Origin of the sequence: Pseudomonas marincola (assembly GCF_900116605.1) — a bacterium.
GTDB lineage: Bacteria > Pseudomonadota > Gammaproteobacteria > Pseudomonadales > Pseudomonadaceae > Aquipseudomonas > Aquipseudomonas marincola.
The window spans coordinates 210614-225788 of sequence record NZ_FPBC01000007.1; the positions used below are offsets into that span (position 1 = coordinate 210614).

At 57.4% G+C, this 15175-nt stretch carries 14 protein-coding genes; 11 read left to right on the forward strand and 3 right to left on the reverse strand.

From position 1 onward, the window contains the following. Positions 1 to 888: 888 nt before the first annotated feature. Positions 889 to 1524, reverse strand: a complete 636-nt coding sequence (gene yihA / locus BM395_RS13440; protein ID WP_069900904.1) for a ribosome biogenesis GTP-binding protein YihA/YsxC — start codon at positions 1522 to 1524, stop codon at positions 889 to 891. Positions 1525 to 1779: 255 nt separating this feature from the next. On the opposite strand from yihA, the gene BM395_RS13445 reads away from it, so the two are divergent. The 7 genes from BM395_RS13445 (at position 1780) to BM395_RS13475 (ending at position 7767) form a co-directional block, all read left to right on the forward strand. After that, the gene (locus BM395_RS13445; RefSeq protein ID WP_069900902.1) at positions 1780 to 2070 is read left to right on the forward strand and encodes a c-type cytochrome; all 291 of its coding nucleotides are present in this window, start codon (positions 1780 to 1782) and stop codon (positions 2068 to 2070) included. A 46-nt stretch (positions 2071 to 2116) separates the two neighbouring features. Next, on the forward strand, positions 2117 to 2722 hold the full coding sequence (locus tag BM395_RS13450) for a c-type cytochrome (protein WP_090512597.1): 606 nt from the start codon (positions 2117 to 2119) through the stop codon (positions 2720 to 2722). Positions 2723 to 2876: 154 nt separating this feature from the next. Beyond that, positions 2877 to 3506 carry a thiol:disulfide interchange protein DsbA/DsbL gene (locus BM395_RS13455; RefSeq protein WP_090512600.1) on the forward strand — a complete coding sequence of 210 codons (630 nt, stop codon included), beginning with the start codon at positions 2877 to 2879 and terminating at the stop codon, positions 3504 to 3506. 28 nt (positions 3507 to 3534) lie between these two features. Beyond that, positions 3535 to 4416 carry an endonuclease/exonuclease/phosphatase family protein gene (locus BM395_RS13460; protein WP_090512604.1) on the forward strand — a complete coding sequence of 294 codons (882 nt, stop codon included), beginning with the start codon at positions 3535 to 3537 and terminating at the stop codon, positions 4414 to 4416. Further along, entirely contained in the window at positions 4413 to 6299 is a 1887-nt protein-coding gene (locus BM395_RS13465; RefSeq protein WP_090512606.1) for a GGDEF domain-containing protein, read from the forward strand. The genes BM395_RS13460 and BM395_RS13465 overlap by 4 nt, the downstream gene beginning before the upstream one ends. Positions 6300 to 6400: 101 nt before the next feature. Then, positions 6401 to 6994 carry a MarC family protein gene (locus BM395_RS13470; RefSeq protein ID WP_069900892.1) on the forward strand — a complete coding sequence of 198 codons (594 nt, stop codon included), beginning with the start codon at positions 6401 to 6403 and terminating at the stop codon, positions 6992 to 6994. Then, a complete protein-coding gene (locus tag BM395_RS13475) occupies positions 6991 to 7767 on the forward strand; it encodes an N-acetylmuramoyl-L-alanine amidase (RefSeq protein WP_090512609.1) in 777 nt (258 codons plus the stop codon). Before BM395_RS13470 ends, BM395_RS13475 begins: the two co-directional genes overlap by 4 nt. A 5-nt stretch (positions 7768 to 7772) precedes the next feature. Here BM395_RS13475 and BM395_RS13480 read toward each other — a convergent pair whose 3' ends face one another. Then, positions 7773 to 8183, reverse strand: coding sequence for a DUF1330 domain-containing protein (locus BM395_RS13480; protein ID WP_090512611.1), 411 nt, complete (start codon positions 8181 to 8183; stop codon positions 7773 to 7775). 113 nt (positions 8184 to 8296) lie between these two features. Then, positions 8297 to 8701: a response regulator gene (locus BM395_RS13485; protein WP_090512724.1), complete on the reverse strand. Its 405-nt coding sequence runs from the start codon at positions 8699 to 8701 to the stop codon at positions 8297 to 8299. A gap of 250 nt (positions 8702 to 8951) precedes the next feature. On the opposite strand from BM395_RS13485, the gene BM395_RS13490 reads away from it, so the two are divergent. Genes BM395_RS13490 through BM395_RS13505 form a run of 4 tightly spaced genes read left to right on the forward strand, consistent with a single transcriptional unit; the run spans position 8952 to position 15095 of the window. After that, the gene (locus BM395_RS13490) at positions 8952 to 12446 is read left to right on the forward strand and encodes a response regulator (RefSeq protein ID WP_090512614.1); all 3495 of its coding nucleotides are present in this window, start codon (positions 8952 to 8954) and stop codon (positions 12444 to 12446) included. Continuing rightward, positions 12446 to 13267 carry a CheR family methyltransferase gene (locus BM395_RS13495; RefSeq protein WP_090512617.1) on the forward strand — a complete coding sequence of 274 codons (822 nt, stop codon included), beginning with the start codon at positions 12446 to 12448 and terminating at the stop codon, positions 13265 to 13267. The genes BM395_RS13490 and BM395_RS13495 overlap by 1 nt, the downstream gene beginning before the upstream one ends. Continuing rightward, on the forward strand, positions 13264 to 13881 hold the full coding sequence (locus BM395_RS13500; RefSeq protein ID WP_090512620.1) for a chemotaxis protein CheB: 618 nt from the start codon (positions 13264 to 13266) through the stop codon (positions 13879 to 13881). The genes BM395_RS13495 and BM395_RS13500 overlap by 4 nt, the downstream gene beginning before the upstream one ends. Beyond that, positions 13875 to 15095, forward strand: coding sequence for a hybrid sensor histidine kinase/response regulator (locus BM395_RS13505; RefSeq protein ID WP_090512622.1), 1221 nt, complete (start codon positions 13875 to 13877; stop codon positions 15093 to 15095). Before BM395_RS13500 ends, BM395_RS13505 begins: the two co-directional genes overlap by 7 nt. Positions 15096 to 15175: the final 80 nt, after the last annotated feature.

The following is a 15175-nucleotide window of genomic DNA, read 5'->3' on the forward strand; positions in this document are numbered from 1 at the left end:
CGGGCCTCTCCCTCCCCATACGAGACTCGGGGTTTTTTTTGCCTGAAGAAAAGTTCAGGCAGGCCAAACAACGATCCCGTCGCCATCGACGGGAACAGGCTGGCGGAGGATGGTTAACCCGCAGGGTAAACCGTCATAACGATTGAACATTCGACGCAAAATCTCGCCTGTCGGAAGGCCGCCATGACGGAAGCCGCGGTGCGGATTCCATCCTCCGCCAGCAGTCCGATCACGCACGGAGGATGGTTAACCCGCAGGGTAAACCGTCATAGCGATTAAACATTCAACGCAAAGGCCGCGCCTGCCGGGAGGCCGCCATGACGGAAGCCGCGATGCGGATTCCATCCTCCACCAGCAGTCCGGTCACGCACGGAGGATGGTTAACCCGCAGGGTAAACCGTCATAACGATTGAACATTCAACGCAAAGACCGCGCCTGTCGAGAGACCGTCATGACGGAAGCCGCGATGCGGATTCCATCCTCCATCAAATAGTCCGGTCACGCACGGAGGATGGTTAGCCCGAAGGGTAAACCGTCATGACGATCGAACATTCAACGCAAAGGCCGCGCCTGTCGAGAGCCCGTTATGACGGAAGCCGCGGTGCGGATTCCATCCTCCATCAAGCCGTCCGGTCACGCACGGAGGATGGTTAACCCGCCGGGTAAACCGTCATAACGATTAAACATTCGACGCAATGCCGCGCATGTCGAAAAACCGCCATGACGGAAGCCGCGTTGCGGATTCCATCCTCCATCAAGCCGTCCGGTCAGGCACGGAGGATGGTTAACCCGCAGGGTAAACCGTCATTGCGGTCTGGCGGGTATACCCAATGCTGCACGAATGGTTATGACGGATAGCCCCTTTTGAGGCTATCCATCCTCCGGCGCTTATTGCGCCTCGTCAGGCGGGGTCAGTTGCAGCCAGTCGGCCAATACCGCGTGCGCTTCTTCGATGCCCATGCGCTTTGGCGCCGAGAATAGCTGGATGCTCACGTGATCACCCCAGCGCTGGCGGATTTCCTGCTGCACTTTGAGCAATGTGTTCTTGGCCGCACCAAAGGTCAGTTTGTCCGCTTTGGTCAGCAAAATATGCATCGGCATGTCGCTGGCCTGGGTCCAATCCAGCATCAACTGGTCGAACTCGGTCAGTGGATGACGAATATCCATCATCAATACCAATCCGCGCAGGCTCTCGCGGCTGCCCAAATACGCTTCAAGGTGTTTCTGCCAGTGCAGTTTCAGCGGAATCGGTACCTTGGCATAGCCATAGCCCGGCAAGTCGACCAGGCGGCGTTCTTCGTCCAGGCGGAAAAAGTTGAGCAGCTGAGTGCGGCCGGGGGTTTTCGAGGTACGCGCGAGGTTGGCGTGAGTCAGCGTGTTCAGTGCGCTGGACTTGCCGGCATTGGAGCGCCCGGCAAAGGCCACTTCATGGCCAGTATCGTCAGGGCATTGATCAACCTTGGCGGCACTGATCAAGAAGCTCGATTGCTGGCACAGGCCGATGATGGGGTTTTTAGCTTGCATAGGACATCCGGTGAGGGCGGGCTTAACTACAGCTCAGCTTATACTGACTGCGGTGCGGCACTTGCGACAATTGCGCGCATCCTGCCCTCTGCTGGTTAGCACGGCAAGCGGCGTCGTTTAAGTTTCAGTGTCGTCAGTATATAATGCCGGCGATTTTGTGTGCGCTTTGTCCTGATTCAGGTAAGTGTCCACGGGAACGACTAACATCTTCTGCGCGTAGAACGCAGACCGTTCCCCCCAGATGAGGTAGATCATGTGAAGAAGTTGCTGTTAGGTGCTGGTGCGCTGTTGTTATCTTTGAACCTGCAGGCTGCGCAAGATCCTGAGGCGGTTTATGCCAAGGCTTGTTCTGCATGTCATAGTGGTAACTTACCTACCGCGCCAAAACGAGGCGACAAGGCTGCCTGGGAACCGCGTCTGGCCAAGGGTACTGATGTACTGGTGCAGAGCGTTACCAATGGTCTTAATGCCATGCCGCCCGGCGGCTTGTGCATGGACTGCACGGCCGAGGATTACCAAGCTGTCATCAAGTTGATGAGCGAGTAAACCCGGTCCATAACTTATTTTCTCTTAGCCGTAGTTGGATTAGCTGATGAACAAAATACTCGTGAGTCTGCTGTTGACCCTGGGGATCACCGGCCTGGCCCATGCCGCTGGCGACGCCACTGCTGGTCAGAGCAAAGCTGCTGTGTGTGGCGCCTGTCATGGTCCTGATGGCAACAGTGCTGCACCGAACTTCCCTAAACTGGCCGGTCAGGGTGAGCGTTATCTGCAAAAGCAGATCCACGACATCAAGGAAGGTCGCCGTACCGTTCTGGAAATGACCGGTATTCTCGACAACATGTCCGAGCAGGATATTGCCGACATCGCGGCGTATTTCGCCAGCCAGAAAATGAGCGTTGGCGCAGCTGACCCGGCACTGGTCAAGCGCGGTGAAGAACTGTTCCGTGGCGGTAAGCTAGAAGACGGCATGCCTGCATGCACCGGTTGCCACTCGCCGAATGGCGCAGGTATTGCGGCTGCAGGCTTCCCGCACTTGGGCGGCCAGCACGCGACTTACATTGCCAAGCAGCTGACTGACTTCCGCGAAGGCAACCGCACCAACGACGGCGACGCTAAAATCATGCGTATGATTGCTGCCAAGCTGAGCAACAAAGACATCGCTGCCGTTTCGAGCTACGTGCAGGGTCTGCACTGATCGCGTAACCGCTGGTAATGATGTGATCGAGAAAGGGTGGCAGTGGCCACCCTTTTTTGTTGAGTTCGTCGCTACAATAGCTTGAACCTGAGCCCAGGCAGCGGGTCGAAAATATTCTGCCGCTGGGCGATGCTTATTTGCTAAGGAGTACTGCATGCGTAAATTGATTCTGGGTGCTGCACTGGTTGCCGCCAGCGTTTTTGGCATGGCTGTTCAGGCCGAGCCGATTGAGGCAGGCAAGCAATATGTTGAACTGGCTAATCCGGTGCCAGTTTCCCAACCGGGCAAAATCGAAGTCGTCGAGTTGTTCTGGTATGGCTGCCCGCACTGCTATCAGTTCGAGTCGACTATCAACCCGTGGGTCAAGCAGCTGCCGGATGACGTGAACTTCGTCCGTATTCCAGCCATGTTTGGCGGCTTGTGGAACGTGCATGGCCAGCTGTTCGTAACGCTGGAGAGCATGAAGGTTGAAGATCAGGTGCACGGCGCCGTGTTCGCAGCCATCCACAAAGAAGGCAAGAAGCTGGCGACACCGGAAGAGATGGCTGAGTTTCTCGCCACTCTGGGCGTCGACAAAGACACCTTCCTGAAAACTTACAACTCGTTTGGCGTGAAGAGCCAGATCGAGAAAGACAAGAAGCTGGCGATGGCTTACCAGATCAGCGGCGTACCGACATTGATCGTCAATGGCAAGTATCGCTTTGATATCACCAGCGCTGGTGGCCCGACCCAGGCACTGGATGTTGCTGATCAACTGATCGCCAAGGAACGCGCCGCCAAATAAGCCGCGATCCGAGGCGCGGAGCTCGCGCATGCTGCGTCGCTGGACATCAAGCCGTAAGGTTGGCCTGTGTACTCCACAGGTCAACTCTGAGTGTCCAGCGAGTAGCCACTTGCCGGAAAATGGCCGGTTGCGCCTGCTCAGTTTCAACGTTCAGGTGGGTATTAGCACCGAGCGTTATCACCATTACCTGACTCGCAGTTGGCAGCATTTGTTGCCGCATGCCGGGCGCGCAGGCAATCTGCAGCGCATTGGCGAGATGCTGTCCGATTACGATCTGGTGGCCTTGCAGGAAGTCGATGGCGGCAGTGTCCGCAGCGGCAATATCAATCAGGTCGAGCACCTGGCTCGCCTGGGCGCATTTCCCTTCTGGTATCAGCAACTCAACCGTAATCTCGGGCGCTTTGCCCAACACAGTAACGGTGTGCTCAGTCGTGTGCGTCCGGCCCTGCTGGAAGACCATCCGTTGCCCGGCCCGCCCGGCCGTGGGGCGCTATTGCTGCGTTTGGGCGAGGGCGATGACGCAATTGCAGTCGTGATGATGCATTTGTCGCTTGGGTCACGCGCCCGTAACCGCCAGTTGGCGTATATTCGCGAGCTGATTGGCGGCTACAAACACCAGATCCTGATGGGTGACATGAATACCCACGCCACAGATCTGCTGCAGAACTCACCGCTGCGAGACTTGCAATTGCTGGCCCCACAGGTCGCGGCAACGTTCCCCAGCTGGCGTCCGCAACGCTGTCTCGATCATATATTATTGAGCTCGGAACTGGCATTGGAGCGGGTTGAGGTGTTGGCCCTGCCGATTTCGGATCACCTGCCAGTGGCCATGGAAATTCGTTTGCCCCAAGCGTTGAGTAGCGGCCAGTTAATGGCGTTCGATACGCCTTCAACCGGAAGTATTGAATGAGCGACAACGCCGATCGCTGGAAAGAAAAATATCTGGCCGGTCTAGAACAACAAGAAGCAATTGACGCCCGTTGGCAAGCAAGACTCGATCTCATGCGCAGAGGTCTGGTGCGCAGCAGCCTGGCTGCTGAAGGCGCCGATGCGGCTGTGGATCAGTGCATGCATTCGCTGCGCGAAGTGCTGCGTCAGGACGACATCGATAAAGGCCTTTCAGGCCTGATCCCACGGCTTGAGAAAGCGGTGCTGGACTCGGAAAAAAATCGCCACCTGAATATCGAGAAAATCGACTCGGCGTTGTTGCGCCTGGCCAGTCAATTGCTCGAACTTGAATTGCCGCGCGATTTGCGAAAATCACTCAAGGACTTCTCCCGGCGGCTGGAAAAGCGCCAAGGGCATTCGAGTGAATTGCCCGGGCTGCTTGCCGAGCTGAGCCATTTGCAGAACCAGACGCTGGCTGCGCACACCAGCAATGCCAATGAACCAGCGCGGCAGCCATTGTTGGCTCGTTTGTTTGGTGGCCGTCAAAGCGGTGGCCGTCAGGACGGTGGCGAACAGCTTGCGCCGCTGGTCAGCGCGCAAGACAGTGCGCCGGTGGTTCAAGCCGACGCCACTGCAGAGCCTGTCGCCGGCAGCGCAGAAAGTGTTCAGGCCGAGATCGCCGCCGTGCCAGCAAACGGCGCGCTCGACACGTTGCCCATGCCTGCCGACAGTCTGTTGGTTGCGCCCACTGCGCTATCGGCTGCTGAGTCGTCAGACGACGCAAGCCCGGAACAAGCCGAAACCGCCGATGCCCAACCGGCGACACCTGAACCGGAGCCCGAGCAGGTCTACAGCCTGATCGCCAATCATGTTGAGCACACGCTGCTCAAATTGCTGACGGATCTGCCCCTGCCGGAGCAGCATCAGCAGCAGGCCGAAATGATGCGTGAGCGCATTCTGGTCGGGCTCAACATGTATGAACTGGTGCCGATCCTTGAGGATCTGGCCGTGCTCATGCTGGCCATCGCTGATGTTAGTCAGCACGAATTTGAAGGCTATCTCAAGCAGCTCAACGAGCGCCTCGAAAGTTTTCAGGGCAGCCTGCAAGAGGCGCAGGAAGGCCATGATGACGCCTCCAACGCCGCGCGCGATCTGGATACCGAGCTGCGCGAGCAAGTCAGCGGGCTTAATACCAGCGTGCAAGAGGCGACCGATCTGCGCTCCCTCAAGGAAGTGGTCGACTCACGCCTCAATGGCTTGCTGGGCACCCTGAGCGAACATCAGCAGAAACGTGAAGACCGTGACCGTGGAATTGCCGAGCACTTGCGCACACTGGTCGAGCGCGTCGCCAAGATGGAGCAGGAGGCCCTCGGCTTTCAGGAACATATTGAGAAGCAGCGCCAGCGTTCGTTGCTCGATACGCTCACCGGAATTCCCAACCGTGCCGCCTGGAACGAGCGCCTTGAGCTTGAGGTTGCCCGCTGGCAGCGCTACGGCGGCGAATTGCTGCTGGCGGTGATTGATATCGACCTGTTCAAGCGCATCAACGATGACTACGGTCACCTGGCCGGTGATCGGGTGCTGAAAATTATCGCCAAGATACTCAACAAGCGGCTGCGCCAGACCGATTTCATGGCCCGTTATGGCGGCGAAGAATTTGTCGTGCTGATGCCTGCTACATCGCTCGACAGCGGCATTCGTCTGGTCAATCTGCTGCGCACCTCGGTCGAAGCCTGTCCGTTCCACTTTAAAGGTGAGCGCGTGACCATCACGCTGTCAGCCGGTATCAGTGCGTTCAGTCCGGGCGATCAGGCCGATCAGGTTTTCGAGCGGGCCGATCAGGCGTTGTACCGGGCGAAAAGAGCAGGGCGCAACCGCGTGGTCAAGGCTGATTCGCGCGCCTGATTCGTCCATTTCCACCTGCCAATCAGGAACTTGCAGCGCTTCGCCAACAGACGTGAGGCGCGAACCCCTCTAGACTATGCGCATAGTCTGGAGAGTGGTGCATGGAAATACTGAGTATCGCGGTGCTGATTTTTTTGGTTACCGACCCCTTTGGCAATATCGCCATCTTTATTGCTGCCCTGAAAAACGTCGAACCCAAGCGCCGGCTTAAAGTTGCCGCTCGTGAGTTGCTGTTCGCGTTGGCCTTGTTGCTGTTGTTTCTTACCTTTGGTGACAAAGTTCTCAGTGGGCTGGGCCTGTCGCGTGAAGCAACGGCGATTGCCGGCGGTATCATCCTGTTCGTGATTGCCATGCGCCTGATTTTTCCGAGCCCGCAAGGTGTGCTTGGCGATGTTCCGGATGGCGAGCCGATGCTGGTGCCGCTGGCGACTCCGGCGGTGGCTGGTCCCTCTGCGTTGGCAGTGTTGATGACCCTGCGCAATACTCATCAGGGCGAGTTGTGGGAGCTTTACCTGGCGCTGATTCTGGCGTGGGCAGCGACTGCTTTCATATTGTTGCAGGCATCGCTCCTGCAGCGTTTCTTAGGTCCTCGCGGGTTAACAGCAGTTGAACGGCTGATGGGCATGTTGTTGATCATGCTCAGCGTCGATATGTTGCTCGATAACCTGCAAAGTGTGTTGCACATAACGCCATGAGATTTTTTGTTTTTGCTTTATTTTTCGCAGTGCTGGCCGGTTGCAGCAGCGGGCCGAGTATCGACACCAGCTACACGGCAACCGGGCAGGGCAGCCGCGTGCAATACATCGTGCTGCATTACACCGCAGCGGATCTGCCGCGCTCATTGCAACTGCTGACCCAGACCGATGTAAGCGCCAATTACCTGATTGGCGACAGCCCGGCGACCATCTACCGGCTGGTCGATGAAAATCGCCGCGCCTGGCATGTCGGAGTCAGTGAGTGGCAGGGCCGCACCTGGCTGAATAGCACCACGATTGGCATCGAATTGGTCAATCAGGGTTACCGCGACACGCCGAATGGCCGCCAGTGGGTGCCGTTTAACGAGGAGCAGATCGACACCCTGATCGTGCTGCTCAAAGACATCATGCAGCGTCACAATCTCAAGCCTGGCAGCATTATCGGCCACAGCGATGCCGCGCCGCAGCGCAAGGTTGATCCGGGCCCGCTGTTCCCCTGGAAGCGTTTAGCCGATGCCGGGTTGGTGCCTTGGCCAGACGCCAATCGGGTGCTGCTGACTCAACGCCAAATGGCCGGACAAGTACCCAGCGCCAGCTGGTTTCAGCAACAGTTGAAGCGCCAGGGTTACACCGTGGAGCAGACTGGCGAGCTGGATAAGGCCACACGCAACGTGATTGCCGCCTTCCAGATGAAATACCGTCAGGCCCGTTATGATGGCGAGCCAGACACCGAAACCGCAGCAATTTTGCTGGTGCTTAACAGCATGCGCTGAGCGTTTCAGTTTGCCGCAGGCGTTGTGCCGATCAGTCTGGAGTCGGCCAGCGCCGCCGTGCGGTGTCCGGTTTCCGCCTGATATTCAGGGTCGCTGATCATGCCCAGAAATGCCTGCTTGGACGGATAACGCACCAGCAACACTTGATCCCATTGCTCATCCGCCGGGGCAATCAGCGCCACATGCGCATTGGCCAGCACTTCGACCGACCCACCCACACCTTGCACCTTTTTCAGCGCAACGCGGCTATAGCGCGCGTAGGCCTGTTGGCCGCTGCAGGGGCTGTGCGGGCTATCTGCCGGGTAGGCCGCTTGCGAATTGAAGCGCAGCAGATTGAGCATAAGGATCGGCGTGTTGGCGGGCATCCGTTCGGCAAATTCGGCAAGCTGTTCGCGACTGGGATTGAGGCTCGGCATGGCAGATTTCCATTGAGTGATCATCTGCCCGAGAGTGCCTGACTCCCAGTGCGGGTCAAGGCTCATTGATTTGCCTGATAATTCGACTGGGGTGCGACGCGGCGGCGTTTGGATCAGATGGCGAGCAAGCTTTGCAGCGTGTTGCGTAGCTGGTCGAGCTGGAATGGTTTGGTGATGGTCGCGATCAGGCCATTACCGCCGCCGTTCTGCAGGCCTTGGTGTGGCTGCGCGTCATAACCACTGGCGAGCAGTATCGGAATGTCCGGGCGTAATGCCTGCGCCTGTTCGGCCAGTTCCAGACCGCTGATGTCCGGCAGGCCGATGTCGGTCATGAGCAGGCTGAGGGCTTGCTCGCTGCGCAGGATTGTCAGGGCTGAGTCGGCATCCTCTGCGCCGAAAACGTTGTAGCCAAAGGCTTCAAGTACTTCCAGGGTGAGCGTTCTGACCACGGCATCGTCCTCAACCAGCAAGATGGTTTGAGCACTTGTCCTTTGTGTGTTGTCAGACGGGTTATGCATGGGCAGGCCTTCAAAAAAATAGCTGTTAATGGTGACAGAGTTGAGCACTTGCGTCTCGCAATCTGCCCATTACAGCCACCAAATGCGGCTCAATAAGGTTATAGATTGTTCTGCGGCTGGCGTGTGACATGAGTATCGTTGACTCGACGAAACAGATGTTTATTTTGCATTTTCTCATCTGTCGCAGCGCTTAAGTATGATTATTTGAACTTTTTCCTGCAAAATCCAAACTTTTAGCTCGGGGCAGACCATGACCATCGCAGCCACCAAGAGTGAGCAAAGCTTTCGCCAGCTTGTTCGCCGCAACATCACTTTGCCGCTTGCTATCGGGCTGGTCAGCGCCGTTTTTTTCATTGGCCTGATCTTCTATCTGATGAGTGTGCAGAAGTGGGTGGAGCGAACTGATGAGATCATCAGCAGCGCCAATCACTCGATCAAGCTGACGGTTGATCTGGAAACCTCGCTGCGCGGTTTTCTGATTACCGGTGATGACAGTTTTCTGGAACCGTATGAAGAGGCCAAGCCCCTGATCAAGGTCGAGCTGGCCGATCTTGCCAAGTTGGTTGAAGAAAACCCGGATCAGAGTGCTCGCTTGCGCCGGATTCAGGCGCTGCACGAGGAATGGGACGACTACGCCAAAATGATGATCGAGTTGCGTCGTGACAACGTCGATTTTCAGAGTGCGGTGCGCGCCGGACGCGGCAAGCGGATCACCGATAATGCGCGGGAAGAGTACGACAACTTTATTCAGATCGAGCAGCAGCAGCGCCAGGCGCGTAACCAGAAAACCAACGATTCGGTGACCCTGTATGTCGCCCTTTATGTGCTCGGTAGCCTGACGCTGAGTTGTCTGCTGGCCTATTTTGGCCGCCGCGACTTGATGACACTGGCGGCCGAGTACCGTGAAATTTTCGACCGTCAGCAGCAGAGCACAGAGCTTATCGAGCAAAAGGCCTGGCTGCGTAGTGGCCAGAGCCTGCTGGCCGAGCAGGTGCTTGGACAGCCCAGTTTGCCGGCGCTCGGACGCAATGTACTAAATTGCCTGGCGGGCTATTTGCAGGTTTCTGTGGGCGCGTTTTATGTGCGCTCGGAGCAGGGCGATATCAGCCGGGTGGCCAGCTACGGTTTCTCGAAGGAGATGGAAGAGGCCGAGCAGAATTTTGGCAGCACGGAATCGCTGGTCGGGCAGGCGGCGAGCGAGCGCAAACTGCTGCAACTCGACAACTTGCCCAACAGTTACCTGAAAGTAAACTCCGGTCTGGGCAGCACCAACCCGGTGAGCATTGTGCTGTTGCCTATCAGCAATGGCTATTCAGTTAACGGCGTAGTCGAATTGGCATTTTTGCAGCCTATTCCTGCGCAAGTCAGCGAGTTTCTAGAACTGATCAGCGATGCGCTGGGAACTTCGATTGATGCAGTGCGCAATCGTCAACGTCTGCAGGAGATGCTCTCTGAAACCCAGCAGCTCAACGAAGAGTTGCAGGTGCAGCAAGAAGAATTGCGCACCGCCAATGAAGAGCTAGAAGAACAGTCGCGGGTGCTCAAGGAGTCGCAGGCGTACCTCGAAACCCAGCAGGCCGAGCTTGAGCAAACCAACGAGCAGTTAGCGGATCAGGCGCAGGTATTGGCCGACCAGCGTGATGCGCTGGATGAACGCAATGCCTCGTTGAGCCGCGTGCAGGTATTGCTGGAGGAGCGCGCGCAGGAGTTGCAACGCGCCAGCCTGTACAAGTCTGAATTTCTCGCCAACATGTCGCATGAGTTGCGCACGCCGCTCAACAGCTCGCTGATTCTGGCCAAGCTGCTGGCGGATAACCCGCAGGGCAATCTGAGTGCCGAGCAGATCAAGTTTGCCGAGTCGATTTACGCCGCCGGTAATGACCTGCTGACACTGATCAATGACATTCTCGACATCTCCAAAGTAGAGGCAGGCAAGCTTGAAGTCCGCCCGCACGAATTCAGAGTCGAGCGCCTGGTCGAAGGGCTGCGCAACGTCTTCGAACCGCTGGCCAACGACAAGCAACTGAACTTCTCCATCGAACTGCTTGCCGGTGTGCCGGACGCCCTGTTCAGTGACCAGCAGCGGGTCGAGCAGATCCTCAAGAATCTGCTGTCGAACGCGATCAAATTTACCGAGAAAGGCCAGGTTACACTCACCGTTGGCCGACAGCCGGGCGCAGGCGTTGCCTTTGCCGTGCAGGATTCGGGTATTGGCATCAGCGATGAACAACACGAGACGGTGTTCGAGGCTTTCCGTCAGGCGGATGGGGCGATTAACCGTCGCTACGGCGGCACCGGCCTGGGGCTGTCGATTTCACGTGATCTGGCGGCATTGCTCGGCGGCTCTATCAGCTTGCAGAGCACGCCGGGCGAGGGCAGTACCTTCACTCTGGTATTGCCGGAAACCTTCGAAGAGTCGCCGTCTGCAGAGCCCGCCAGTGAGCCGGTTCGCGCAATCGAGTCGCCCAAGTTGCAGACAGTCGTCGCGCATGAGCCTGTCCCGGCGCTGTCGGCAGCGTTGCCAACCTTTGCCGACGACCGCGAGCGCTTGCCAGCAGCCGGTCGCTGCGTGCTGGTGATCGAGGATGAACCGAAATTTGCGCAAATCCTCTTTGATCTGGCCCATGAGCTGGAATACAGCTGCCTGGTTGCGCATGGCGCCGATGAAGGCGTCGAGCTGGCCGGGCGGTTGCTGCCACAAGGCATTCTGCTCGACATGCGCCTGCCGGATGCTTCCGGCCTGACTGTCTTGCAGCGCCTGAAGAACAATCCGCTGACCCGGCACATTCCGGTGCACGTGATCTCGGTGGAAGACCGCATGGAAGCCGCGTTGCAGTTGGGGGCCATCGGATACGCGGTGAAGCCGACCACGCGCGAACATCTGAAAGCGGTATTTGCCAAGCTCGAAGCCAAGCTCTCGCAGCAAGTTAAACGCGTCCTGCTGGTTGAAGACGACGCCTTGCAGCGTGACAGCATTGCCCGCCTGATTGGTGATGACGATATCGAAATCACCGCCGTCGAGTTCGGTGAAGAGGCGCTGGAGTTGCTGCGCACGACCATCTTCGATTGCATGATCATCGACCTCAAACTGCCGGATATGCAGGGCAATCAGTTGCTCAAGCGCATGGCCGGTGAAGATATTTGCGCGTTCCCGCCGGTGATCGTCTATACCGGTCGTAACCTCACGCGTGATGAAGAAGCCGACCTGATGAAGTACTCCAAGTCGATCATCATCAAGGGTGCGCGTTCCCCGGAACGCCTGCTCGACGAGGTTACGCTGTTCCTGCACAAAGTTGAGTCGCAGTTGTCTACTGAACGCCAGACCATGCTTAAGTCTGCCCGCAGTCGCGACAAGGTATTTGAAGGCCGGCGCATTCTGCTTGTTGATGACGATGTACGAAACATCTTCGCCCTCACCAGCGCGCTGGAACAGAAGGGCGCGGTGGTCGAGGTTGGGTGTAATGGCCGTGAGGCGATCGAAAAGCTGAATCAGATCGACGATATTGACCTGGTGTTGATGGACATCATGATGCCCGAAATGGATGGCTACGAAGCCACTCAGATCATTCGCAAAGACCCGCGCTGGCGCAAGCTGCCGATCATTGCGGTGACCGCCAAGGCGATGAAGGACGATCAGGACCGCTGCCTCAAGGCCGGCGCCAATGATTATCTGGCCAAGCCAATCGATCTCGACCGGCTGTTTTCATTGATACGGGTATGGATGCCCAAACTGGAACGGATCTGATGGCACCCGAGAGAACTCGCGATATTGAGTTGCGCCTGCTGATCGAGGCGATCTACCTCAAGTACAACTATGACTTTCGCGACTACTCCGGGGCTTCGCTTAAGCGCCGTGTGCGCCATGCGCTGGTGCAGCTTGAATGCCAGAGCATTTCCGCCCTGCAAGAGAAAATTCTCTACGATGCGGGCGCGTTCATGCAGCTGCTGCAATACCTGACCATTCCGGTGAGCGAGATGTTTCGCGACCCCGATTACTTTCTGGCGTTGCGCCAACAGGTCATGCCGGTGCTGCACACCTACCCATCGCTGAAGATCTGGATTGCCGGTTGCAGCACCGGCGAAGAGGTCTATTCGATGGCCATCCTCCTCAAGGAAGAAGGCCTGCTGGAACGTTCGATCATCTATGCCACGGACATCAATCCGGTGTCACTGGAGCGCGCCGAGCGCGGGATTTTTGCTCAGGACAACATGCGCGCCTACACCGAGAACTATCAGGCTGCGGGTGGCCGCCAGGCATTGTCCGACTATTACACCGCAGCCTACGACGGGGTTATTTTCGACAAAAGCCTGCGCGCCAACGTGACCTTTGCCGACCACAGCCTGGCCACGGATACGGTGTTCGCCGAGACCCATCTGGTGTCGTGCCGCAACGTGCTCATCTATTTCAACAAGCCGCTGCAGGATCGTGCATTCGGTCTGTTTCACGAGTCCCTTTGCCACCGTGGTTTTCTCGGTCTGGGCGGTAAGGAAAGCATCGACTTTTCCAGCTACGCACGTAGTTTTGAGACGCTCTGCCGACCCGAGCGGATTTTCCGCAAGTTATGAGCCAGCAGGCATGGCGGGCCGCACTGGCGGCGCATCCGGCAGCAATCGAAGCGCTGGTGGTGGGCGCCTCGGCGGGAGGCGTGAATGCGTTGCTGGCGATTTTTGCCGGCCTGCAACCGGGCTTTGGCGTGCCCATCGTGGTGGTTTTGCACCTGCCGTCCAAGCACCGCAGCAGCCTGGCTGAGGTGCTTGGACGGCGGCTCGGGCTGCCGGCCAAAGAGGCGGACAGCGGCGAGCAGTTGCAGCCCGGCATGATCTATTTTGCAGCGCCTGGCTATCACCTGTCGGTGGAGGCTGATCGCAGTTTGTCGTTTAGCCGGGAAGAGCCGGTGTATTACTCGCGGCCTGCGATTGATTTTCTATTTGAATCAGCAGCGGATGTTTATGGCCCCGCGCTGGCGGGTTTTCTCCTGACCGGAGCGAATCAGGATGGCGCTGCCGGGCTGGCCGCCATCAAGCAACAGGGCGGTTTTACCGTCGTGCAAGACCCGAACGAGGCACATGTACCGACCATGCCTATGGCCGCACTGGCTTTGCAGCAGCCGGATGTTATCGCCGGGCTGGTCGAAATCCGAGCATTGCTCGCCGAACTGGAAGCTACTCGAACATGCTGAGCAAGATCGAAACAAAACTGTTGATTGTCGATGACACCCCCGAAAATCTGGTTGCACTGGATGCGCTGATTCGGGGTAAGGATCGCATCATCTATCACGCCAGCAGCGGCGAAGAGGCGCTCGGGCTATTGCTCCAGCATGAGTTCGCGCTGGCGATTCTCGATGTGCAGATGTCGGGCATGAACGGCTTTGAATTGGCCGAGCTGATGCGCGGCACCGAGAAAACCAAGAATATTCCGATTGTCTTTGTCAGTGCCGCCGGCCGCGAGCTGAACTACGCCTTCAAGGGCTACGAAACCGGCGCCGTGGACTTTCTGCAGAAGCCGCTGGATGTGCAGGCGGTGATGAGCAAGGTTGCGGTATTTGTCGATCTCTATCGCCAGCGTCAGGCCATTAAAATCCAGGTGCAGGCACTTGAGCAGAGCCGCCGGGAACAGGAAGCGCTGTTGAGCGAACTGCGCTGCGCGCAGGAAGAACTCAAGTTGGCGGTGCGCATGCGCGATGACTTCATGTCGATAGTCTCGCACGAGCTGCGCACCCCGCTTAACGGTCTGATTCTGGAAACCCAGTTGCGCAAACTGCACCTGCAAAACGGCAATCTGCAGGCCTTTACCCCAGAGCGACTGGAAATCATGACCACGCGCGATGAGCGCCAGATCAACAGTCTTATCCGCCTTATCGAAGATATTCTCGATGTTTCGCGGATTCGCACCGGCAAACTGTCGATTCGCCCCGCTGAGGTGGATCTCGGTGTGCTGGTCGAGCACGTGCTCGAAAGTTACAGCGCCCAACTCGCAGAGGCGGGTTGCACACTGGAGCGCGATATCAGCGAAGGCGTTGTGGGTTATTGGGACGCTTTCCGGATCGAACAGGTGGTGATTAACCTACTCACCAATGCCATGCGTTATGGCGCCAAGCAACCGGTGGCGGTGCGGGTGTTTGCCGATAATGATCAGGCGCATGTGCAGGTGCGTGATAACGGTGTGGGCATTTCTGCTGAAGATCAGGCGCGGATTTTCGAGCAGTTCGAGCGGGTCAATGCCAACCATTCGGCGCAAGGGTTGGGGCTTGGCTTGTTTATCACCGAGCAAATCGTCACCGCGCATAACGGCACGATCAAGCTGCACAGTGAGCTGGGTGCTGGCTCAACCTTCGAGGTGATCTTGCCGCTCAAGCAGGCTGAGAGCTCTGAGCCGGTAGCGGCTACGCAATAAGCTAGCGGGGATTCGGTCGTGCATTTTGCAATGCATGCAAAATGCTATCGTGCAGGATGCAACTATATGCACGATTTTAA